General features: G+C 58.7%; 21 protein-coding genes. 5 read left to right on the plus strand and 16 right to left on the minus strand.

Translation table 11 applies throughout. The features are described from left to right. Positions 1 to 22 precede the first annotated feature (22 nt). The 10 genes from JOE29_RS18205 to ffh all read right to left on the minus strand — a co-directional run bounded on the left by JOE29_RS18205 (position 23) and on the right by ffh (position 12,187). Complete coding sequence (locus tag JOE29_RS18205) at positions 23 to 3,652, minus strand: transporter substrate-binding domain-containing protein (protein WP_245226726.1); 3,630 nt, start codon at positions 3,650 to 3,652, stop codon at positions 23 to 25. A 120-nt stretch (positions 3,653 to 3,772) separates the two neighbouring features. Beyond that, the gene (gene thrC, locus JOE29_RS18210; RefSeq protein ID WP_003314231.1) at positions 3,773 to 5,182 is read right to left on the minus strand and encodes a threonine synthase; all 1,410 of its coding nucleotides are present in this window, start codon (positions 5,180 to 5,182) and stop codon (positions 3,773 to 3,775) included. 98 nt (positions 5,183 to 5,280) lie between these two features. Next, on the minus strand, positions 5,281 to 6,585 hold the full coding sequence (locus tag JOE29_RS18215) for a homoserine dehydrogenase (RefSeq protein ID WP_003314229.1): 1,305 nt from the start codon (positions 6,583 to 6,585) through the stop codon (positions 5,281 to 5,283). 136 nt (positions 6,586 to 6,721) lie between these two features. After that, positions 6,722 to 7,462: a bifunctional protein-disulfide isomerase/oxidoreductase DsbC gene (gene dsbC / locus JOE29_RS18220; RefSeq protein WP_010416035.1), complete on the minus strand. Its 741-nt coding sequence runs from the start codon at positions 7,460 to 7,462 to the stop codon at positions 6,722 to 6,724. A gap of 145 nt (positions 7,463 to 7,607) precedes the next feature. Then, on the minus strand, positions 7,608 to 8,504 hold the full coding sequence (gene xerD, locus JOE29_RS18225) for a site-specific tyrosine recombinase XerD (protein ID WP_210079738.1): 897 nt from the start codon (positions 8,502 to 8,504) through the stop codon (positions 7,608 to 7,610). A 103-nt stretch (positions 8,505 to 8,607) separates the two neighbouring features. Beyond that, the gene (gene rplS / locus JOE29_RS18230; RefSeq protein ID WP_002552524.1) at positions 8,608 to 8,958 is read right to left on the minus strand and encodes a 50S ribosomal protein L19; all 351 of its coding nucleotides are present in this window, start codon (positions 8,956 to 8,958) and stop codon (positions 8,608 to 8,610) included. A 44-nt stretch (positions 8,959 to 9,002) separates the two neighbouring features. After that, positions 9,003 to 9,755, minus strand: a complete 753-nt coding sequence (gene trmD, locus JOE29_RS18235) for a tRNA (guanosine(37)-N1)-methyltransferase TrmD (protein ID WP_002552523.1) — start codon at positions 9,753 to 9,755, stop codon at positions 9,003 to 9,005. A 5-nt stretch (positions 9,756 to 9,760) separates the two neighbouring features. Continuing rightward, positions 9,761 to 10,300, minus strand: a complete 540-nt coding sequence (gene rimM, locus JOE29_RS18240) for a ribosome maturation factor RimM (protein ID WP_003314225.1) — start codon at positions 10,298 to 10,300, stop codon at positions 9,761 to 9,763. A 5-nt stretch (positions 10,301 to 10,305) separates the two neighbouring features. Then, positions 10,306 to 10,563, minus strand: coding sequence for a 30S ribosomal protein S16 (gene rpsP, locus JOE29_RS18245; protein WP_002552521.1), 258 nt, complete (start codon positions 10,561 to 10,563; stop codon positions 10,306 to 10,308). Positions 10,564 to 10,810: 247 nt separating this feature from the next. Then, positions 10,811 to 12,187 carry a signal recognition particle protein gene (ffh, locus tag JOE29_RS18250; RefSeq protein ID WP_004406399.1) on the minus strand — a complete coding sequence of 459 codons (1,377 nt, stop codon included), beginning with the start codon at positions 12,185 to 12,187 and terminating at the stop codon, positions 10,811 to 10,813. 213 nt (positions 12,188 to 12,400) lie between these two features. Here ffh and ccsA point away from each other — a divergent pair, with 213 nt between their 5' ends. From ccsA to JOE29_RS18265, 3 genes are all read left to right on the plus strand, one after another. Next, entirely contained in the window at positions 12,401 to 13,213 is an 813-nt protein-coding gene (ccsA, locus tag JOE29_RS18255) for a cytochrome c biogenesis protein CcsA (RefSeq protein WP_003314223.1), read from the plus strand. Between the two features lie 12 nt (positions 13,214 to 13,225). Then, entirely contained in the window at positions 13,226 to 14,473 is a 1,248-nt protein-coding gene (locus JOE29_RS18260; protein ID WP_058443906.1) for a transporter associated domain-containing protein, read from the plus strand. A 158-nt stretch (positions 14,474 to 14,631) separates the two neighbouring features. After that, positions 14,632 to 15,942 carry an MFS transporter gene (locus JOE29_RS18265; RefSeq protein WP_024960284.1) on the plus strand — a complete coding sequence of 437 codons (1,311 nt, stop codon included), beginning with the start codon at positions 14,632 to 14,634 and terminating at the stop codon, positions 15,940 to 15,942. 70 nt (positions 15,943 to 16,012) lie between these two features. Here the strand turns inward: JOE29_RS18265 and purT are convergent, their stop codons facing one another. From purT to JOE29_RS18290, 5 genes are all read right to left on the minus strand, one after another. Further along, positions 16,013 to 17,194, minus strand: coding sequence for a formate-dependent phosphoribosylglycinamide formyltransferase (gene purT / locus JOE29_RS18270; protein ID WP_044311845.1), 1,182 nt, complete (start codon positions 17,192 to 17,194; stop codon positions 16,013 to 16,015). A 103-nt stretch (positions 17,195 to 17,297) separates the two neighbouring features. Continuing rightward, the gene (locus tag JOE29_RS18275; RefSeq protein WP_003391204.1) at positions 17,298 to 17,765 is read right to left on the minus strand and encodes a preQ0 transporter; all 468 of its coding nucleotides are present in this window, start codon (positions 17,763 to 17,765) and stop codon (positions 17,298 to 17,300) included. A 1,251-nt stretch (positions 17,766 to 19,016) separates the two neighbouring features. Further along, complete coding sequence (locus JOE29_RS18280; RefSeq protein WP_003415455.1) at positions 19,017 to 19,235, minus strand: DUF1289 domain-containing protein; 219 nt, start codon at positions 19,233 to 19,235, stop codon at positions 19,017 to 19,019. Next, the gene (locus tag JOE29_RS18285; RefSeq protein ID WP_003314213.1) at positions 19,235 to 19,759 is read right to left on the minus strand and encodes a gamma carbonic anhydrase family protein; all 525 of its coding nucleotides are present in this window, start codon (positions 19,757 to 19,759) and stop codon (positions 19,235 to 19,237) included. The genes JOE29_RS18280 and JOE29_RS18285 overlap by 1 nt, the downstream gene beginning before the upstream one ends. A 69-nt stretch (positions 19,760 to 19,828) precedes the next feature. Further along, on the minus strand, positions 19,829 to 20,425 hold the full coding sequence (locus JOE29_RS18290) for a CoA pyrophosphatase (protein ID WP_003339685.1): 597 nt from the start codon (positions 20,423 to 20,425) through the stop codon (positions 19,829 to 19,831). Between the two features lie 150 nt (positions 20,426 to 20,575). Here JOE29_RS18290 and JOE29_RS18295 point away from each other — a divergent pair, with 150 nt between their 5' ends. Both JOE29_RS18295 and JOE29_RS18300 read left to right on the plus strand, forming a co-directional pair. Next, complete coding sequence (locus JOE29_RS18295; RefSeq protein ID WP_058444619.1) at positions 20,576 to 21,127, plus strand: NUDIX hydrolase; 552 nt, start codon at positions 20,576 to 20,578, stop codon at positions 21,125 to 21,127. 62 nt (positions 21,128 to 21,189) lie between these two features. Then, a complete protein-coding gene (locus JOE29_RS18300; protein WP_058444617.1) occupies positions 21,190 to 21,753 on the plus strand; it encodes a L,D-transpeptidase family protein in 564 nt (187 codons plus the stop codon). 150 nt (positions 21,754 to 21,903) lie between these two features. Here JOE29_RS18300 and JOE29_RS18305 read toward each other — a convergent pair whose 3' ends face one another. Next, complete coding sequence (locus tag JOE29_RS18305; protein WP_122571995.1) at positions 21,904 to 22,215, minus strand: YqfO family protein; 312 nt, start codon at positions 22,213 to 22,215, stop codon at positions 21,904 to 21,906. Positions 22,216 to 22,217: the final 2 nt, after the last annotated feature.

Genomic DNA, 22,217 nt, shown 5'->3' on the forward strand with positions numbered 1-22,217 from the left:
CCGCCACACTGTGTCGCTGGATTCAATTGCCTGGCCCTGCGGGCTCGGGCACGGCCACCAGTTGCAATTCGATATCCGCGCGCAGACCGGTCATGGCCACTTCCAGTGCCTGCCAGCGTTCGGCCAGGCTGGCCGTGCTCTGCAGCCGAACACTGTCGTCCAGCGCGGCACAGGCCTTGGCAAGCGGCACTGCGTCAACCAGACTCGCAGCGCCCTTGAGCCGATGCAGACAGGCGCTCAGGGTCTCCCAGTCACTGGCCGACACCGCGGGCTCCAGCAACGCGTGCTCATGCCTGAGGTTCTTCCATAATTCGCTTAGCAACCGTTGCATCTGTTGCGGGTTGGCCTGAGTCATGGTTTGTAGCGTGCCGATGTCGAACGTCGGTTCACGTACCCGATCCGCCAACTCATGGGCCAGACGCGCCAGTGACAGCGGCTTGATCAGCAGGCCATCCATGCCTGCCTGCTCGCAACGTGCCGCCTCGTCACTCATTGCGTTGGCGGTACAGCCGATCACCGGGCAGCGCTGACGTTGCTCTTTCTCTTCGATCTGGCGAATGGCCTGGGTCAATGCATAGCCGCTGATACCCGGCATATTGCAGTCGGTGATGACCGCATCGAACACACCTTCGCACCAGCTCGACAACGCCGCCTTGCCGTCTTCGACAGCCGTTACCTGATGGCCAAGAAACTCCAGCTGCCGGGTCAACACCAGACGATTGGCGGACATGTCATCAACCACCAACAGATGAAGGCTACGCGTGTCGACAAGCACATCCGTTACATCGTCCGCGGGCAAAACCGGCTCGCTCACCCTGGTCAACGGCAGATCGATGGTGACCAGGGTCCCCTTGCCCGGCTCGCTGTGCAGGCTGATGTCGCCCTTCATCAGTTCCACCAGTTGCCGGGTAATACTCAACCCCAGCCCGCTGCCTCCGTAGTGTGCGGCCGTGTCATCGCTTGCCTGGGTGAAAGGTTGAAATACCTGCTGCTGACGCTGCGGATCGATACCTTCGCCGCTGTCCTGAATAACAATGCGCACACGCGTGGACTCAGGCGAGTCATGGGTCACGTCGAGCGTCACGACTACCGCACCTTGCCGGGTGAACTTCAAGGCGTTGCCCAGCACGTTATGCAGCACCTGACGCAATCTAAAGGGATCCAGCCAGTAGTCGCCGCGCGCCTGCCCGGAGAATTCCAGGCGCAGTTCCACGCCCTTTTCCCCAGCCTGCGCGGAAAAAAGCTCAATCACGCCGTCGAAAAGTCCTTGCAGGGACGTCACAGCCAGTGACAACTGCATGCCGCCCGCTTCGATTCTGGCCAGGTCAAGACTTTCGCCAATCAGCGCGACCAGTTCCGTAGCCGAGCGGTGAGCCACTTGCAGGCCCTGCGATGGAATCTTGCCCAGGCGCAAGGCTTGTTCGCATTCCAGTTCCAGCAAACCAATGATTGCCCCCATCGGCGTGCGAATTTCATGGCTCATGCTGGCCAGAAAAGCACTTTTTGCCTCGTTGGCCTGATCAGCCAGATGCATGGCTTCCTGAAGCTGCTGTTCCAGTTGCTTGCGCTCTGTGATATCGATCCAGCCGCCGAGCAGCCCCTGCAACTGTCCATCGGCAGCGAAGAAAGGCACCGTCCATTGCCAGACGTCCATACGTTTGCCCGGCAGTTCGATGGTGCGATCAGAAAAGACCGGCTGATGATTCTCCAGCAGAGTGAGGTAATCGGTATGCATCTGCTCGGCCAACGCACGCGGGATCAGATTGACATCCGTGAGGCGTCGGCCATTCATCTGTTCGAAACTGATGCCCAGGCTCTGCTCGTAGCTACGGTTACAGGAAATCAGGCGCCCTTTGAGATCGCGCACATAAATCGGATTGGGGATACCGTCGAACAGAGCGTGTTTAAAGGCCAGTTGATCATTGAGCTGCCTTTGCACCCTTTGGCGCTGGCGAATCTGTACCTTGAGGCGACTGCTCCAGGTCAGCGACACCAGCCCGATCAGCAAAGCCAGAGACACGACCCAGAACACCCACGGCGGTATGCGCCCCCAGAGCGACGGTTGAGGCAGCGCCGAGCCCAGCCACTTCAGACGGATCGAGCGCAACTCGGCCACCGGAAACTCCTCCAGCGCCTTGTTCAGAATCCCCAGCAGTTCGGGCTGAGTCTTGATCACTGAAAATCTGTCGGGCGACCACTGGCCTTCGACACTTCTGGCAACTTTCAGTTGTCCGGACGGAAACAGGTAAGCCCCCACTTCATTCTGAATGGTCGCGTCGGCGGCACCACTTTCCACCAGCGCACGGGCCTGATCGTAGGTGTCCACCAGACGCAGCTGGATCAAGGGGTGCTCGCGCCTGATCAGGTCCTCGAGCGCATGCCTGGCCGGCAGTGCCAGTACTTTCCCGGTCAGACTGTCGAGCGATATGTGCGACGAGCGGTCGGAGCGCACTACGAACATCCAGCTATTGCCGCCGAACGAATAGGTAAAATCCAGGAACCGTCGGCGCTCGGTATTTTCCGCGAGCGTCGTGTTCATGTCGGCCTGACCGGCGCGCAGCATGTCGATACTCAGCTGCGTGGAGGGCAATTCCTGATGGACGAACTGCAAGCCGGTCATACGCGAGATACGTGACAGCACATCTGCGTTCAACCCCACCCAGTGGCCGTTCTTGTCTTTGTAGATATACGGTGGGTGCTGCACGGTCGCGATGGTCACACTCGGATGCTTGAGCAGCCAGCGTCGCTCGGCACTGGTGAGGCGAATGCGTTGTCCTTCAACGTCAGCGCCCAGGCCCATAGTCCAGCGGCCGAGCACTTCACGACTGGTCGAGGGTGCAATGCTGTCCAGGGCGCGATTGATGAAGGTCAGCAAGCGCTGCTCGTCACCCCGCACCGCAAAGGAAAACCCCACCGGGGGCAAACGACTTTCGAATTTGATCTGCAAACCGAGGTAGGGCCGCAGGGCGGTGTAGGCACGGACTATGACTTCGTTGCCGATGAAAACGTCCACTTCACCCTGACTCAAGGCTTCCAGAGCACTGTAGAGGTTAGGCGCAATAATGATCTGGCTGTCGGGATAAACGCGGTGCAGCACCTCCGAATCGGCATAGCCATCAAGCAGCACGACCTTCTTGCCAGCCAGGCTCGACGGCGGGCTCAGATCGTTACCGCGGCCAACGACTACCGATCGATCGGGCATGTATTCGGTTGAGAAGGACAGCCCCTTCACACCCCGCTCGAAACCATTGGCACTGGTCAGCAGGTCTATCTTGCCGCCGCGCAGCGCTTCGATAGCCTCGTCACGCTTGGCGTACCCGGTGACCTGCACCGGGAGGTTCAACTGGTCGCTGACCAGCCCCAGGTAATCGGCACTGATGCCCTGATAACGGTTGCGATCACTGGTGATATCGATCGGCTCGTAGTCTGCGATCGCAATGCCGACCCGAAGTACCTTGAGCTGGTCGAGCCAGGCACGGTCCTGATCTTTGAGCGCCAGATCCGCGGAAACCACAAAAGGGGCGGTCAGTGAAAACGGCAAGCTTTGCGCCGCATTGGCTGCTCCGGCAAAAATCAGCGCCAGCAATACCCATACCTTGCGCCATGCGCTGCATCCCGATGTACTGCCTGCCTCCCTGACTACGCTCTGCATACTTGCCTGCTTCACTACGAATGACTCAACTCTATGGTTCGAAAAACCAGCGAAGTTTGGCACGTAGAAACAGAAAGGCCCGCCAGATGGCGGGCCTAAAGTTGTTACACGACGCTTCTGTCAGAGCGGTTTACCGCGATTACCATGCTGGCTGACAAACGCCTGTATGGCTTTCAGGTCATTTGGCAGAACCGTACAGCGCTCGTCCCGCTCGAACAAATCAGACAAATGTGCAGGCAGTTCAAGCGCTTTTCCTACACCGGCTTTCTCCACCGCCTCCGGAAACTTGACCGGATGCGCCGTGCCCAGAATCACCATCGGCGTGTCCAGACTGCGGCGGCATTCGCGCGCAGCCTTCACCCCGATAGCAGTATGCGGGTCGAGCAACTCGCCGGTGCTGGCGAACACTTCGGCGATGGTCGTGCAGGTGTCTTCATCACTGACCGCCAGCGAATCGAACAGTTTGCGGGTCTCGGTCCAGCGCTCTTCTTCGACGCTGAAACCGCCGCCCTGGCGGAACGTGCTCATCAACTCGGCAATGGCAGCGCCGTTACGACCGTGCATGTCGAACAGCAGGCGCTCGAAGTTGGACGACACCATGATGTCCATGGAAGGCGACAGCGTGGCGTGCAGCGTTTCCTTGACGTACTGATTGCCGCTCATGAAGCGGTGCAGGATGTCGTTGCGGTTGGTGGCGACGATCAACTGGTTGATCGGCAGCCCCATGTTGCGCGCCAGATAACCGGCAAAGATATCGCCGAAGTTACCGGTCGGTACCGAGAACGATACCGAACGCGCAGGTCCGCCCAGCTGCAGCGACGCGTGGAAGTAGTAAACGATCTGGGCCATGATCCGCGCCCAGTTGATCGAGTTGACCGCGACCAGCGGTGTGCCCTTCAGGAAGCTCTGGTCAGCGAAGCTGGCCTTGACCATTTCCTGGCAGTCGTCGAAGTTGCCTTCGACTGCAATGTTATGAATGTTGTCGCCGAAGATGGTGGTCATCTGCCGACGTTGTACATCCGATACCCGGTTGTTCGGGTGCAGGATGAAAATGTCGACGTTATCGCAGCGACGGCAGCCTTCGATTGCCGCAGAACCGGTGTCGCCCGAGGTCGCGCCGATGATCACGACACGCTGGCCACGCTTGGCCAGAATGTAGTCGAGCAGGCGGCCAAGCAGTTGCAGTGCGAAGTCCTTGAAGGCCAGCGTCGGACCATGGAACAGTTCGAGCACCCACTCGTTGCCATGCAGCTGGCGCAGCGGCGCAACAGCACTGTGGGCAAACACGCCGTAGGTCTCTTCGAGAATCTTTTTGAAGTCGGCATCCGGGATGCTGCCAGCCACGAAGGGGCGCATCACCCGGAAGGCGAGTTCGTGATAAGGCAGACCTGCCCACGAAGCGATCTCTTCCTGTGTGAAGCGCGGCAGGTTTTCCGGCACGTAGAGGCCGCCATCGCTGGCCAGACCAGTCAACAGCACGTCTTCGAAATTCAGGGCCGGCGCCTGGCCGCGAGTACTGATATAGCGCATGGGATCAAACCTTTGGTCTGTGCTGAAAGCCAGGGCTCCAAGGCTGCAAGGTCGAAACGACCGGCTTGCAGCCTGGATCTGAGAGCTTGCAGTTGATGTTAATTAAGGTGCTCGACGCGGATACGAACCACCGGGCCAACCACGTCCTGCAGGGCTTCCAGGGCTTGAATGGCGTCATTGATACGCTGCTCCACTACCCGGTGAGTCAACAGGATCATCGGCACCAGGCCATCGTGTTCTTCGACATCCTTTTGCATGATCGATTCGATGTTGATACCACGCTCGGACAGGATGCTCGCGACCTGAGCCAGCACGCCCGGGTGATCCTTGGCTTGAATGCGCAGGTAATAGGCGCTCTCGCAGGCTTCGATCGGCAGGATCGGGTGGGCGGACAACGAATCTGGCTGGAAGGCCAGATGAGGCACGCGATTTTCGGGGTCGGAGGTCATCGCACGGACCACATCGACCAGATCGGCCACCACCGAAGATGCAGTGGGCTCCATGCCGGCACCTGCGCCGTAGAACAGCGTCGAGCCGGAGGCATCGCCATTGACCATCACAGCGTTCATGACGCCGTTGACGTTGGCGATCAGGCGATCGGCCGGGATCAACGTCGGGTGTACGCGCAGTTCGATCCCTTGAGACGTGCTGCGTGCAACGCCCAGGTGCTTGATGCGATAGCCCAGCGCTTCGGCATAATTGACGTCTGCAGTCGTCAGCTTGGTGATGCCTTCGGTGTAGGCCTTGTCGAACTGCAGCGGAATGCCGAAGGCAATGGAGGCAAGGATGGTCAGCTTGTGCGCTGCGTCGATACCTTCGACGTCGAATGTCGGGTCGGCCTCGGCATAACCCAGCGCCTGAGCTTCAGCCAGCACATCCGGGAACGTACGGCCCTTCTCGCGCATTTCGGTGAGGATAAAGTTGCCAGTGCCGTTGATGATGCCCGCAACCCAGTTGATGCGGTTTGCCGACAGGCCTTCGCGGATGGCCTTGATGACCGGAATACCACCGGCAACAGCTGCTTCAAAAGCGACGATAACGCCCTTCTCACGCGCCTTGGCGAAGATTTCGTTGCCATGCACAGCGATCAGCGCCTTGTTGGCGGTTACCACGTGCTTGCCGTTTTCGATGGCCTTGAGCACCAGGTCGCGGGCAACGGTATAGCCGCCGATCAGTTCCACGACGATGTCGATTTCAGGGTTGGTCGCAATGGCAAACACATCGCTGGTGGTCGGCGTACCGGTAATCTGGCAATTGGGGTTTGGTGTACGAACCGCAATTTGCGCAACTTCGATTCCACGCCCGGCACGGCGGGCAATCTCCTCGGCGTTACGCTGAAGTACGTTGAAAGTACCGCCACCGACAGTACCCAGCCCACATATGCCTACTTTGACCGGTTTCACTGATGAACTCCCCGAAAAACAGCCGAACCTGAATCGGCTGTGGAAAAACGGCCGCATGGCGCCATGCGGCTGAAATTTTGACGACACTCCGGCTGCTTGCGCCCTGTCTGCACAAGGCGCGTCTGAAAACACCGGCTTATTTGGCGCCCAGTGCCAGCTTGGCAACCTGCGCCGCAGGCTGATAGCCCGGAATCACCTGACCGTCGGCCAGGACAATCGCAGGCGTGCCGTTGACGCCGATCGACTGGCCGAGCTCATATTGCTTACTGACCGGATTGTCGCATTTGGCGGCCTTGATGTCCTTGCCATCGACCATGCGGTCCATCGCGCCTTTGCGGTCCTTGGAGCACCAGACGGCCTGCAACTGCTCGTCACCCGGAGAGCCAAGCCCCTGACGCGGGAAGGCCAGGTAACGGACTTCGACACCCATCTTGTTCAACTGAGCGACTTCCTGATGCAGCTTGTGGCAATACGGGCAGGTGGTGTCGGTGAATACCGTGATGTGAGACTTGGTCTCGCCCACCGCCGGATAGATCACCATCTCGGAAGCAGGAATGGCATTGATGGTCTTGGAAATGGCCAGACGCTCGGTCTTCTCGGTCAGGTTGACCGGCTTGCCGTTCTGCACCTGAAACAGGTAACCCTGCACCACGAACTGACCGTCGGCGCTGGCGTACAGGACGCGGCCGCCCTTGAGCTTCACTTCATAGAGGCCATTGAGCGGGCTCGGCGAAATACTCTCGACCGGCAGCTGCAATTCCAGCGAGTCGAGCGTCTTGCGGATGGCCTGATCGGGGGCTGCATCCGCCAGGGCAGAGATACTGAAGGTGCCGGCCAGCATCAAAGCGGCGGCAGCGAAAATCTGTGGCAAACGCATGAAAACTCCTATGACGGCGGACAGGCTGGCAACTGTCGAAAAAAGGCGTGCCAGCCTTGATAGGCGAAACCGGCAAAGCCTACCACATAAGGCTCGCGGGGCCGACTCGGAGCGACGTAAGAAGCTTCGCAAAATACGTCGTGAATCAACCGCGAGGATGATGCCTGGCATGCAATTCCTGCAACCGCGCGCGCGCCACATGGGTGTAGATCTGGGTCGTCGACAGATCGCTGTGCCCGAGCAACATCTGCACTACACGCAAGTCAGCGCCGTGATTGAGCAGATGGGTGGCGAAGGCATGGCGAAGGGTGTGCGGTGACAGAGATTTGCTGATGCCGGCAACCGTCGCCTGATGCTTGATACGGTGCCAGAAGGTCTGGCGGGTCATCTGGTCGCCGCGCGTGCTGGGGAACAGTACGTCGCTGGGCTTTCCGCCCAGCAACTCGTCGCGGGCACCGCGCAGGTAACGCTCGACCCAGACGATGGACTCTTCGCCCATGGGCACCAGTCGCTCCTTGCTGCCTTTGCCCATCACGCGCAGCACGCCCTGACGCAGATTGACCTGCTCCAGGGTCAGGCTGATCAGTTCGGTCACGCGCAGACCGCAGGCATACAGCACCTCAAGCATGGCGCGGTCACGTTCGCCGATGGGTTCGCTCAGGTCGGGAGCAGCAAGCAATGCTTCGACATCGGCTTCGGAAAGCGATTTGGGCAACGGTTTGCCCAACTGAGGCATGTCGATCTGCAGGGTAGGATCGACGGAAATCAGCTTTTCGCGCAGCAGATAGCGGTAGAAGCCACGTGCGCCGGACAGGAAACGCGCCGTGGAGCGAGGCTTGTAGGCATTCTCAACGCGCCAGGCAAGATGATCGAGGATGACTTCGCGCCCGGCACTGATCAGGTCAACGTTGCGCTCCTGCAGCCAGCCGTTGAACAGCGCCAGATCACTGCGGTAAGAATCCCGGGTATTGTCGGACAGCCCCTTCTCAAGCCAGAGCGCGTCCAGAAACCGGTCAATCAGCGGGTGGTCGATGGCAGCCATGTTCACTCAGTGCATGTGTCGGTAGACAAGGGATGAATCATCAAACAACAGACAGCAAAAAGGCAGCCCTGAGGCTGCCTTTTTTATGCATCGAAAAACTGTATCAGGACAGTTTTTCCTTGATGCGCGCTGCTTTACCGGACAGGTCACGCAGGTAGTACAGTTTGGCCTTGCGAACGTCACCGCGACGTTTCACAGCCATGCTGTCGATTTGCGGGCTGTAAGTCTGGAAAGTACGCTCAACGCCAACACCGTTGGAGATTTTACGAACAGTGAAAGCACTGTTCACGCCACGGTTACGCTTGGCAATTACAACGCCTTCGAATGCTTGCAGACGAGCGCGGTCGCCTTCCTTCACTTTAACCTGGACGACGATGGTGTCGCCTGGTGCAAAGGTAGGGATCTCTTTGGTCATCTGCTCTGCTTCGAGGGCAAGAATGATTTTGTTAGTCATGCTGGTGCTCCTAAGGTAATCCGTCTGGATCGACCATCGATACGTTAACTATCGTCCCGCTCGCGGATGTATTCCGCCAGCAGCTTCTTCTCTTCTCCAGAAAGCGAGCGGCTTTCCAGAAGATCAGCGCGTCGTTCATAGGTCCGACCAAGGGACTGCTGTAAACGCCAACGCCGGATGTGCGCGTGATTGCCACTTAGCAACACGTCGGGAACACGCTGATCCGCATACACCTCAGGTCGGGTGTAATGCGGGCAATCCAGCAGACCGTCCGTGAAGGAATCTTCCTCCGCGGAGTCCACATGCCCTAAAGCTCCAGGCAGCAGCCGCGTAACCGCGTCAATCAGGACCATCGCCGGCAGCTCGCCACCGGAAAGAACATAGTCACCAATCGACCACTCTTCATCGACATGAGCATCAATAAAACGCTCGTCAATGCCTTCATAACGACCGGCGATGAGGATAATCGCTTCCTCCTGCGCCAGTTCGCGTACCGCAGACTGATTCAGCTGGCGGCCTTGTGGCGACAGGTAAATCACCTTCGCCGCATCCCCTGCCGCTTGCCTGGCCTGAACCAGAGCATCTTCAAGGGGCTTGATCTTCATCACCATGCCCGGACCACCGCCAAATGGGCGATCATCCACAGTGTGATGGCGATCAGTGGTGTAATCCCGCGGATTCCAACAAGTGAGCTGCAACAGCCCTTGTTTCACCGCACGGCTGGTAATGCCGTATTCGCTGATGGCGGAAAACATCTCGGGAAACAGACTGATGACTTCTATGCGCAGGCTGGCCATGGCATTCAGAAGTCCGCGTCCCAATCCACCTTCATCTCGCCAGCAGCCATATCGATTGCCAACACGCATTGCTCTGTATAGGGCAACAGGCGTTCACGATCATCCAGGCTACCCGCGCAGGGCTTTACAACCATTACATCGTTCGAACCGGTTTCGAGCAGGTGATCGATTTTCCCGAGCAATTGCCCGAGTTGGTCGATGACCTTCAGGCCTTCAAGCTGGTACCAGTAGTACTCGCCATCGTCCAGATCAGGGAACAGGTTACGCGGCACGCAGATTTCGTAACCGGACAGAAGACGTGCTTCTTCACGATCATCGAGACCCTTGAGCTTTGTGACCAGAAACTTGCTTTGCAAGCGTCCGCTGACCAGCTCCACCTGTTTATCAACGCTGCCTTCGCGCCGAAGCGTCCAGGTTTTGTAGTCCAACAGGTTTCCAATCGGATCAGTAAAGGAATAAACCTTCACTTCGCCGCGAACGCCATGAACCGAGTAAATCTTGCCAATGACGATCAGATCGTCGGCAGATGCAGGCGTCGCGCTCATAAGACTCAGGCCGCGGCCTTGGTCTTGTTGTGCTCTTTGAGCAGCTGGGCAACGCGCTCGGAAGTTTGTGCACCCACGCTCAACCAGTAGTTGACGCGTTCTTCGTTAACGGACAAACGGATTTCCTGACCACGGGCAACCGGGTTGAAGAAACCAACCTGTTCCTTGTGGGAACCGTCACGAGCGTTGCGGCTGTCGGTTACGGTCAGGTGGTAAAACGGGCGCTTTTTGGAGCCGCCAAGGGCAAGACGGATGGTTAGCATTGAACATCGTTCCTGTAGTCGGTGCTGCAAATCTAAGATGCACAGCGGGCATAGGTGCCCGAAAGGCCGCATATTCTAAGGAATATCCCGACTTTTGCAAATGTCTTTTTCCGGCGCCTATCGGCATGCCTTCCAGATTTGCGAGGGAGCTGTCGGTATGACAGCCGGCAAAAGCCCGCATAGTGCGGGCTGACTGGGGGTCACCCCCCAGATGGGACGCGTGCAAAGCCTCTTGCACGCGACGCAATTACATTTTTGGCATGCCGCCGCCGGGGAACATTCCACCCATGCCGCGCATCATTTTGGCCATTCCGCCCTTAGCGGAGAATTTCTTCATCATCTTCTGCATCTGCTTGTGCTGCTTGATCAGACGCCCGATGTCCTGAACCTGAGTGCCCGAACCCATCGCAATGCGGCGCTTGCGCGAACCACTGACCAGATCCGGATCACGGCGCTCGGCAGGGGTCATCGAGTTGATGATGGCTTCCATCTGCTTGAACTGTTTTTCCGCTGCGCCCTGGGCGTTGCCCATCTGCGACAGGTTGACGCCGCCGATGCTCGGCAGTTTGTCCATCAGGCCGCCAAGGCCACCCATGTTCTTCATCTGCTGCAGCTGGTCGCGGAAGTCTTCGAGGTCGAAGCCCTTGCCCTTCTTGAGCTTTTTCGCCAGCTTGTCGGCCTTGTCCTTGTCGAGGGTCTGTTCGGCCTGCTCGATAAGGCTGAGCACATCGCCCATGCCGAGGATGCGCGACGCGATGCGGTCCGGGTGAAACGGCTCCAGCGCCTCGCTCTTCTCGCCCATACCGATGAACTTGATCGGCTTGCCGGTAATGGCACGCACCGACAACGCCGCACCACCGCGCGCATCACCGTCGACCTTGGTGAGGATCACGCCGGTCAGCGGCAGTGCGTCACCGAAGGCCTTGGCGGTATTGGCCGCATCCTGGCCGGTCATGGCATCGACCACGAACAGCGTCTCGGCCGGTTTGACCGCCGCGTGCAGCGCCTGGATCTCGCCCATCATCTCGACATCGACGTGCAAACGACCGGCAGTGTCGACGATGACCACGTCAATGAACTTGAGCCTGGCTTCTTTAATGGCCGCCTGGGCGATGTCCACCGGCTTCTGGCTGATGTCGGAGGCGAAGAACGTCACGCCGATGTCGTTGGCCAGGGTTTCGAGCTGCTTGATGGCCGCGGGACGATAAACGTCGACCGACACCACCATCACGGTTTTCTTTTTGCGCTCTTTAAGGAAGCGCGCCAGCTTGCCAGCAGTGGTGGTCTTGCCCGCCCCCTGCAAACCCGCCATCAGGATGACGGCAGGCGGCGTGACGTTGAGCACCAGGTCTTCGTTGGCCGCACCCATCAGGCTTTCGAGTTCGGCCTGGACGATCTTCACGAACGCCTGACCCGGGGTCAGGCTGCGCGACACCTCAGTGCCGACGGCGCGTTCCTTGACGTTGTTGACGAAGTCTTTGACCACCGGCAAGGCGACGTCGGCTTCGAGCAACGCCATACGCACTTCGCGCAAGGTATCTTTGATGTTGTCCTCGTTCAGCTTGGCCTTGCCAGTAACATGGCGCAGCGTCTGCGAGAGGCGGTCAGTCAGATTTTCAAACATGCGCGATCCTTTCAGGCTCTCGTCGAACCCCGGTTGATGCGGCCCGGCCCGTAATGCAGAAATGGCGCTCGGCGAGCCTGCGGCTTGAGCAGGTCGCAGATTATAGCGAAGACTCCGTCGCACGGACACCACGCAGACTGCTTCTGTGGTCTTTCGTGATTTACCGGTTCTATGCCAAACTCAGCGTCTTTTCAGGCCCGTCCATCAGGATCTATGTCCCCTTTGCCACCCAGCCTGCTTCCCAGCCTCGCCGCCGCCATCATTTATGCCGCTGCGACCGTCTATCAGAGCCTGCGCCTGAGCCAGGCCGTCAAGCCCGACAAGCGGCTGCTTTGCCTGCTCGGTACGCTGGCGGTCATCGCACATGCCATTGGTCTGTTTTCCCAACTGACGCACTCGGTCGGCCTTGGCCTGGACTTTTTCAACTCCGCCAGCCTTATCGCGGCTTCGGTGATCGTCGTCACCCTGATCGCCACGTCGCGCATCCCGGTGGAAAACCTGCTGGTGCTGTTGTTCCCGCTGGGCATGGTTACTGTATTGCTCGCCCAGTTCGCCCCTAGCGGCACCGTGCAGCCGATTATGGAAGAGCCCGGCATACTCAGCCACATCCTGCTGTCGCTGCTGGCTTACGGGATGTTTACCATTGCTGCATTCCAGGCATTGCTGCTGCTGTTGCAGGACTATCGCCTCAAGCACAAGCACCCTTCCGGGCTGATCAAGAACTTCCCGCCGTTGCAAACCATGGAAAGCCTGCTGTTCGGCTTCCTGTGGGCTGGCTGGTCGTTGCTCTCGCTGTCGCTGATTTCCGGCTGGCTGTTCGTCGAAAACCTGTTTGCCCAGCATCTGGTGCACAAGACCCTGCTGGCCTGCCTGGCCTGGATCGTGTTCAGTGTGCTGCTATGGGGCCGTAACCGCCTTGGATGGCGTGGGCACAAGGCTATTCGCTGGACCCTGGGCGGCTTCTGCCTGCTGATGCTCGCCTATTTCGGCAGCAAGCTGGTACGCGAATTCATCCTGCACATCTGACGGGCCCTGATCATGGATAATCTGCCCCTGGGCCCGTTGCTCGGTGTCCTCGCTCTACTGCTGCTGTGGGCCGGCCTGCTGACCGCGGTCGAGGCCGCTCATCATCAGGTCAAGGCGATGCGCGCCGCCAGCCGCCCGGAAAAGTCGGCGCCGCTCCCCGAGCTGGCGTTCAACCTGAACAGTCTGATTCTGGGCAATACCCTGATCAGGGTACTGATCACCGTCATCGCGACGCTTATCGCCGCCAATTACTGGTTCTACAACGGTCCGACCGTGGCCTGGCTCGCTACCATGAGCGTCATGCTGGTCTTCGCTGAATACATGCCGCGTCGCTTGGCGAACCGCCACCCCGTCTCGACACTGCTGCTGGGCAACAGTGTGCTGCGCATTCCGATGAAGATCGTCTGGCCGCTGGCCTACGTGTTCAATGTTCTGGCCAAGACGCTGCTGCGCCCCTTCCTGTCACGTGCTGTACAGCAGCAGGATCAGGCCTTCGAAGACGATACGCAAAACACTCCACGCAACGATGCTGCCCAGGAATATTCGCCACGCGCCAGCGTGCTCTCAGGGATTCGTGCGCTGGACAGCATTACGGTCAATGACATCCTGATCCCGCGCAACGAAGTGGACGGCATCAACCTTGATGACCCCATGGAAATGATCATCGAACGCCTGATCATTTCACGGCACACGCGCCTGCCGGTTTATCACAACGACATCAATCAGGTGCAAGGCGTCATCAATACCCGTGACATCAGCCACCTGCTGCCCAAGGGCACCTTGACCAAGGAGCAGTTGCTGGCGGTCTGCTACGAGCCTTATTTCGTGCCGGAAAGCACCCCGTTGCAGTTGCAGTTGCTGAATTTCCACAAACAGCAACGGCGTCTCGGCGTGGTGGTCGATGAGTACGGCGAAGTGCTGGGCATCGTCACCCTTGAGGATATTCTCGAAGAGATTGTCGGCGAGTTCGAAAGCGAGCAGCGACTGGATAACCCGCACGTCAAACAACAGGACGACGGGCGTCTGGAAGTCGAAGGCGCAGCGTCCATCCGCGATTTGAACAAGAGCCTTGGCTGGCACCTGCCCTCAGACGGTCCAAAAACTGTCAACGGGCTGGTTACCGAAGCACTCGAGACCATCCCGGACGCTCCGGTGTGCTTGAAGATAGGGCCTTACCGACTGGAAATCCTCGAGACCGAGGACAACCGCGTCAAGCGTGTCGCCATGTGGCAGAACACGCTGGTCCGCACCTTCAAATAGCTAAATAGCTGTCTGCCTTCAAATAGATTCCTGCACCGCCCTTGCCTCTCGACCCATTCGGGTTACTCTGCTCGACGCTGTAACCACAATCACAATAAATGCACGCTTGCCGGAGTACGGTCGTTGCCGATCGGCGAGTCGACTGTCAGGAAATCCGCATGACCAGCACCCTGCTCTCTCGCGAAGACCAAGACGCGCCCGCAAAGCCGGTGAATTCGACGACCCGCGTCGCTACGGCCAGCTTCATCGGCACGGCCATCGAGTTCTACGACTTTTACGTTTATGCCACCGCCGCCGCTCTGGTGATCGGTCCGGTATTTTTCCCACAGACCTCGGGCACAGCCCAGATGCTGTCGTCATTTCTGACCTTCGGCATCGCCTTTCTCGCTCGCCCCCTGGGGTCGGCGCTGTTCGGTCACTTCGGCGACCGGATCGGACGCAAGTCGACGCTGGTGGCCTCGCTGCTGTTGATGGGTATCTGCACCACGCTGATCGGCGTATTGCCCGGTTACGCGACGATCGGGGCATGGGCGCCGATTCTGTTATGTGTGCTGCGTTTCGGTCAGGGACTTGGCCTGGGTGGCGAATGGGGTGGCGCGGCGCTGCTGGCGACCGAGAATGCCCCGAAAGGCAAGCGCGCCTGGTTCGGCATGTTTCCGCAACTGGGCCCTTCGATCGGCTTCCTCGCCGCCAACGGCCTGTTTCTGGCGCTGGCCATGACCCTGGATGACGAGCAGTTCCGTTCGTGGGGCTGGCGGATTCCATTTCTGCTCAGTGCCGTACTGGTCATGGTCGGGCTTTACGTGCGCCTGAAGCTGGAAGAAACACCCGTGTTCGCCAAGGCCATGGCTCGTCACCAACGGGTCAGCCTGCCAATCGTGGAGACCTTCAGCCAGCACTGGAAACCCATGCTGCTCGGTGCAGCGTCGATGGTGGTCTGCTACGCGCTGTTTTATATCTCAACGGTGTTTTCGTTGAGCTACGGCGTGGCCACTCTGGGCTATACCCGTGAGACATTCCTGGGGCTGCTGTGCTTTGCGGTGCTTTTCATGGCGGCAGCAACACCACTGGCCGCACTGGCGAGTGATCGCTTCGGGCGCAAGCCAGTGTTGATTGCGGGTGGTGTGCTGGCGATCCTGTCAGGTTTCACCATGGAGCCGCTGTTGACCCACGGCAGCACCTGGGCTGTGGCGCTGTTTCTGTGCATCGAACTGTTTCTGATGGGTATCACGTTCGCCCCGATGGGCGCGCTGCTACCGGAGCTGTTCCCAACGCAGGTCCGCTACACCGGGGCATCGGCGGCCTACAACCTGGGTGGAATCGTCGGAGCGTCGGTCGCCCCCTTCTTCGCCCAGAAACTGGTGGCGATGGGTGGCCTGAGCTGGGTGGGCGGGTATGTGTCTGCAGCAGCGCTGATCAGCGTGCTGGCGGTGTTGAGCCTGAAGGAGACGAGAGATAGAGAGCTTTGAGCTGCAAGCTGCAAGCCTCAAGAAAAAGCGTGGTGCTCTTTCTTGTAGCTTGAGGCTTGCAGCTACCAACCTACAACTCGACGACTACCGCACTGGATGCCCGGGTCGCCTTGGCCCGAGCCGCTTCGATGGACTCGTCACGCGCCAGGGCAACGCCCATGCGCCGTTGACCGTTGACTTCCGGCTTGCCAAACAAACGCAATGCAGTATCAGGCTCGGCCAGTGCAGCGCCGAGGTTGGCGAAAGCGGTTTGCGTGGACTGGCCTTCGACCAGAATGACTGCCGAAGCCGACGGGCCGAACTGGCGGATCAACGGAATCGGCAGGCCAAGAATCGCGCGCGCGTGCAGAGCAAACTGCGACAGGTCCTGAGAAATCAGTGTCACCAGACCGGTGTCGTGCGGGCGCGGCGAGACTTCGCTGAACCACACCTGATCACCTTTGATGAACAGTTCGACGCCAAACATCCCGCGCCCACCCAATGCCTCGGTCACCGCCTTGGCAACACGCTCGGACTCTGCCAGTGCAACCGGGCTCATGGCCTGCGGCTGCCAGGATTCCTGATAGTCGCCCTTTTCCTGACGATGCCCAACCGGCGCGCAGAACGTGGTGCCACCGATGTGACGCACGGTCAGCAGGGTGATTTCGTAATCGAAGTCGATGAAGCCTTCGACGATGACGCGACCCTTGCCAGCACGACCGCCCTCTTGCGCGTAATCCCAGGCTTTCTGTACGTCATCGGTGCTCTTGAGCAGGCTCTGCCCTTTGCCCGAAGAACTCATGACCGGCTTGACCACACACGGGAAACCGAGGTCTTCGACCGCCTTGCTGTACGCCTCGAAAGTGTCGGCAAAGTGGTAAGGCGAGGTCGGCAGCTTCAGCTCTTCGGCTGCCAGACGACGAATGCCTTCGCGGTTCATGGTCAGCTGCGCGGCACGTGCGGTCGGGATCACGGTGAAACCTTCGGCCTCAAGCTCGACCAGCGTCGAGGTGGCGATCGCTTCGATTTCCGGAACGATGAAATGCGGCTTCTCGGCCTCGATGACTGCGCGCAGTGCCGCACCGTCGAGCATGTTGATCACATGGCTGCGATGAGCGACCTGCATGGCCGGCGCGTTCTCGTAACGGTCAACAGCGATCACTTCAACGCCGAGGCGCTGCAGCTCGATCACGACTTCCTTGCCCAGTTCGCCGCTGCCGCAGAACAGTACGCGCGTCGCGGTGGGCGACAGTGGAGTTCCGATTTGAGTCATCTCAGGTCCTCGTGAAGCAGATGTCGAGGGCTGCCCGCCGTATGCAAGCAACCGCTGTGAAGAAAGGCGCGCAATTTACCACGAAGCCCCGGCAAATGGGCGCTCAGCCTGGACAGGCACTGTTGCGCGCCCGCCAGGCCATGATCATCCAGACAATGGTAACGCCGGCGAACTTCGATGCCAGCGCGGTGAGCACGACCGGCGCCGTCAGGGCGTCGATCATGCCGAAGAAGATAAAGGTATCCAGTGGAATGCTGAGTGCCGAGCTGATCCACAACCGATCACGTAACGGGCGTCTGGTAATGCTGAACACCAGCCAGTCAATGCATTCGGAAACCGCGAACGCCGTGGCGCTGGCCAGGGCGATGGTGGGGTCGCTGGTGACATATGACAGAACCAGCGCCACCAGCATGGCAATGATCGCGCCGTGGCCAAAGCGAATCTGCACCATGTCCCGCAACACGAACACCAACCCGCCCCAGGCAGACCAGATCATGTCCAGATGCGGCGCACTGGAAAAGGCGAAGTTGATCAGCACGACACTGCTGATGTAGGCGATCAGGAAAAGCATGGAGGGTTTGGGCCTGTGCAAGCGAGCGGCAATGATAGCAAACGCGGACAAGAGCCGCGCCCAAGCGAAAACGAAAGCATTATTTCTGACGCATGAAATGCATCGACTGCACCGCCCTCTTCGCGAACAAGTTCGCTCCTACAAAAGCTCGCGGATAACCTGCAGGAGCGAACTTGTTCGCGAAAGCGCCATTCCTGACGCAGGAAATGCATCGACTGCACCGACCTCTTCGCGAACAAGTTCGCTCCTACAAAAGCTCGCGGATAACCTGTAGGAGCGAACTTGTTCGCGAAAGCGCTATTTCTGACGCAGGAAATGCATCGACTGCACCGCCCTCTTCGCGAACAAGTTCGCTCCTACAAAAGCTCGCGGATAACCTGCAGGAGCGAACTTGTTCGCGAAAGCGCTATTCCTGACGCAGGAAATGCATCGACTGCACCACTCTCTTCGCGAACAAGTTCGCTACAAAAGCTCGCGGATAACCTGCAGGAGCGAACTTGTTCGCGAAAGCGCTATTCCTGACGCAGGAAATGCATCGACTGCACCGCCCTCTTCGCGAACAAGTTCGCTCCTACAAAAGCTCGCGGATAACCTGCAGGAGCGAACTTGTTCGCGAAAGCGCTATTCCTGACGCAGGAAATGCATCGACTGCACCGCCCTCTTCGCGAACAAGTTCGCTACAAAAGCTCGCGGATAACCTGTAGGAGCGAACTTGTTCGCGAAAGCGCTATTCCTGACGCAGGAAATGCATCGACTGCACCACTCTCTTCGCGAACAAGTTCGCTACAAAAGCTCACGGATAACCTGTAGGAGCGAACTTGTTCGCGAAAGCGCTATTCCTGACGCAGGAAATGCATCGACTGCACCACTCTCTTCGCGAACAAGTTCGCTACAAAAGCTCGCGGATAACCTGCAGGAGCGAACTTGTTCGCGAAAGCGCCATTCCTGACGCAGGAAATGCATCGACTGCACCGACCTCTTCGCGAACAAGTTCGCTCCTACAAAAGCTCGCGGATAACCTGTAGGAGCGAACTTGTTCGCGAAAGCGCTATTTCTGACGCAGGAAATGCATCGACTGCACCGCCCTCTTCGCGAACAAGTTCGCTCCTACAAAAGCTCGCGGATAACCTGTAGGAGCGAACTTGTTCGCGAAAGCGCTATTTCTGACGCAGGAAATGCATCGACTGCACCGCCCTCTTCGCGAACAAGTTCGCTCCTACAAAAGCTCGCGGCTACAAGGCCATCGGAACATCAGCGTGCTTCGCCCACTGTCCACATCAGGCCGCTGGCTCGGGCGCGCTCGTCACAGAGGCCGAGCACCACGCGGCGCTCGTCGTTGCTCATGCGGCTCCAGCGGGTGATTTCGGTGACGGTTCGCTGGCAACCGGTGCATATATCCTGCTCATCCAGTGCACAAATACTTACACATGGGGAACGGACCGGTTTTTCGATCGGGGTATCAGTGCTCATCACTCTTCCTGCACCGCCAGGTCACGGGCGTAACGCTGGGCATTGTGTACGTAATGGGCTGCGCTGGCTTCCAGCATCTTCTTCTGCACATCGGTGAGTTCGCGCACCACTTTACCCGGTGTCCCCATGACCAGCGAGCCATCAGGAATGACCTTGTTTTCCCCGATCAGCGAATTGGCGCCGATGATGCAGTATTTGCCGATCTTCGCCCCGTTGAGGATGACCGCATTGATACCGATCAGGCTGTAATCATCAACGCTGCAGCCATGCAGCATGGCGTTGTGGCCGATGGTCACGCCTTTGCCGATACTCAGCGGCGACCCCATGTCGGTGTGCATCACCGTACCGTCCTGCACATTACTGTTTTCACCGATGTGAATCAGCTCGTTGTCGCCCCGCAATACCGCGTTGAACCACACACTCGCGCCGGCCTCGAGCCTGACATTGCCGATCAGCGTTGCATTGGGAGCCACCCAGCTCTGCGGATCGGTCTGGACACGGGATTCTCCCAGGCGAAATTTCATGCAGCCTCCTCGGGCGGGTCGTACTCATGGGGACGAACTATAAACAATGACGCTTAAGGTGCCAGCGGCTCAGATCGTCGACCGTTCGGGCGGATGATGCAGGCTGATTCTGGTGTCGTACAGCACGTTGACCAGCTCGACGATCATGATCGCGGTAAGCCCCCAGATCTTGTACTCGCCATAACGATAACTGGGCACGTACCAGCTGCGGCCTTCGTAATCGATGCGGTGAGTATGCTCGCGTGTGTCCTGACGAAAGAATTCCAGCGGCACGCTGAATACTGCAGCGATCTCGCCGTCATTGGGCTGGTATTCGACGAAGTCAGGTATCACCCCCACGTAAGGCGTGACCTTGATACCGTGCTTGGAGATCAGCGGACTCAATGGCCCGATCACCTCGACCAGCCCGGGAGGCAGGCCGATTTCCTCCTCGGCTTCGCGCAACGCTGTGAAAATCAGATCAGGGTCGCCGGGGTCGCGCCGGCCACCCGGAAACGCCACCTCACCGCCATGCGTCGACAGGCCACTGGCGCGCAGGGTCAGAATCAGCTCGGGTTGCTCGCTGCGGGTAATCGGCACCAGAACAGCCGCCTCGGGGAATTGTCGATCCGAGTCGAGGGTTTCTGGCGTGTGCCTGACTACACGGCGAAGTAGCTCATCCAGCATGGGAAATCTCGATCTGTTGCCTGTCTGGCATCATGCACCAAAGCAACGCTGCGCCCAAGCCCTTGTAGGACAACTCCTGTCACACAGAGGGTTGCCGAGCCGCTGCACGACAGGCCAAGATAGCGACTGCGTTCACTATCGACTGATCCCATGAAATTTTGCAGCCAGTGCGGCAACCCTGTTATCCAGCGCATTCCCGAAGGCGACAGCCGTTTGCGCTATGTCTGCGAGCATTGCCACACCGTTCATTACCAGAACCCGAACATCGTTGCGGGCTGCCTGGTGACGCTGGGCGGCAAAGTGCTGCTGTGTCGCAGGGCCATCGAACCGCGCCTGGGTTTCTGGACGCTGCCGGCCGGTTTCATGGAAAACGGCGAAACCATCGAACAGGCTGCACGGCGCGAAACCATGGAGGAAGCCTGCGCCAGCCTGAGTGAACTGCATCTGTACACCTTGATCGACGTGCCGCATATCAATCAGGTACATGTGTTCTATCGTGGAGAGATGGCGAATGAGGCATTCGCCGCAGGCATCGAGAGCCTGGAAGTGCAGTTATTCGACGAAGCAGACATTCCGTGGTCGGACCTGGCTTTCATGACAGTCGGGCGTACCCTAGAATACTTCTTCGCGGATCGGCGTCGCCAAGCCTACCCGGTTCATACTAGCGCCCTTCCCCCGTCACGTCCGTTGCTGGACACCTGAACGCCAGGGTCGCATACAACATCGGCGCTTTTTGTCAAAGAAGTATCTTCAGGGAAATTGTAATGCGCTGGTTGCTCGCTTTCTTTTGCATGTCGTTCATGCCGCTTTCGCAGGCCGCGTTTACTCAAACCATCGTGCCCAAGGGCAGCGAACAGAAAATCATCAATAACAAGGTCATCAATACAGAGAGTATCGCCAGCAAGCCGATCGATAAGGTGCTGGTGCTCAAGTCAGCGCGCCAATTGCAGTTGATCAGCGGTGGTGAGGCCTTGAAGACCTACCGAATCTCGCTGGGCAAGAACCCCAAGGGCACCAAGCTGCAGGAAGGCGACCAGCGCACGCCGGAAGGTTTCTACTGGATCGACTGGCGCAAACCCAGCAATAACTACAACCTGTCGATGCACATTTCCTACCCGAATGTCTCGGACTCGGCACGCGCACGCTCCGAGGGCGTGAAACCGGGCAGCATGATCATGCTTCATGGCACACCGGTGGATGAAGAGTATCCGGAATGGTATTTCCACACGCTGGACTGGACCAACGGCTGCATTGCGCTGAAGAACAACGACATGCGGGAAATATGGGATCTGGTGAAAGACGGGACGATGATTGAAATTCGACCTTGAATGTGCGGCGTTGCGCATTCGCGAGCAAGCTCGCTCCCACAAGATTTATGTACAAGTCTGAGTGCGTAGCATTGGCACGATAGTTACAGGATGATTATCGTCCCCACGCTCCAGCGTGGTGACGCATTTCCGGACGCTCTGCGTCCAGATTCAGAACTCTGCCAGCCGCCATACTTCGTAAGCAGGCATTTCGTAAGGATGGCTCTGCTTGAGCGCCACCACCACGTGCTGAATCAGCTCGTCAGCGACGACAAGCTCGACCTTCCACTCTTCCACCGACTCGACCACACCGCTCCGCCCGATAAACGGCTGACTGCCATCCAGCGGGCGGAACTGGCCCTGGCCGAGCACTTGCCACGAGCAGTGATCGTAAGCGCCGATTCGCCCTGCACCAGCAGCGAATACGGCGCTCTTGACCTCGTCCACATGGCTCGGCGGAACGAAGAAGGCGAGCTTGTACACGC

The organism is Pseudomonas sp. PvP009, from assembly GCF_017832995.1.
Classification (GTDB): Bacteria; Pseudomonadota; Gammaproteobacteria; order Pseudomonadales; family Pseudomonadaceae; genus Aquipseudomonas; species Aquipseudomonas syringae.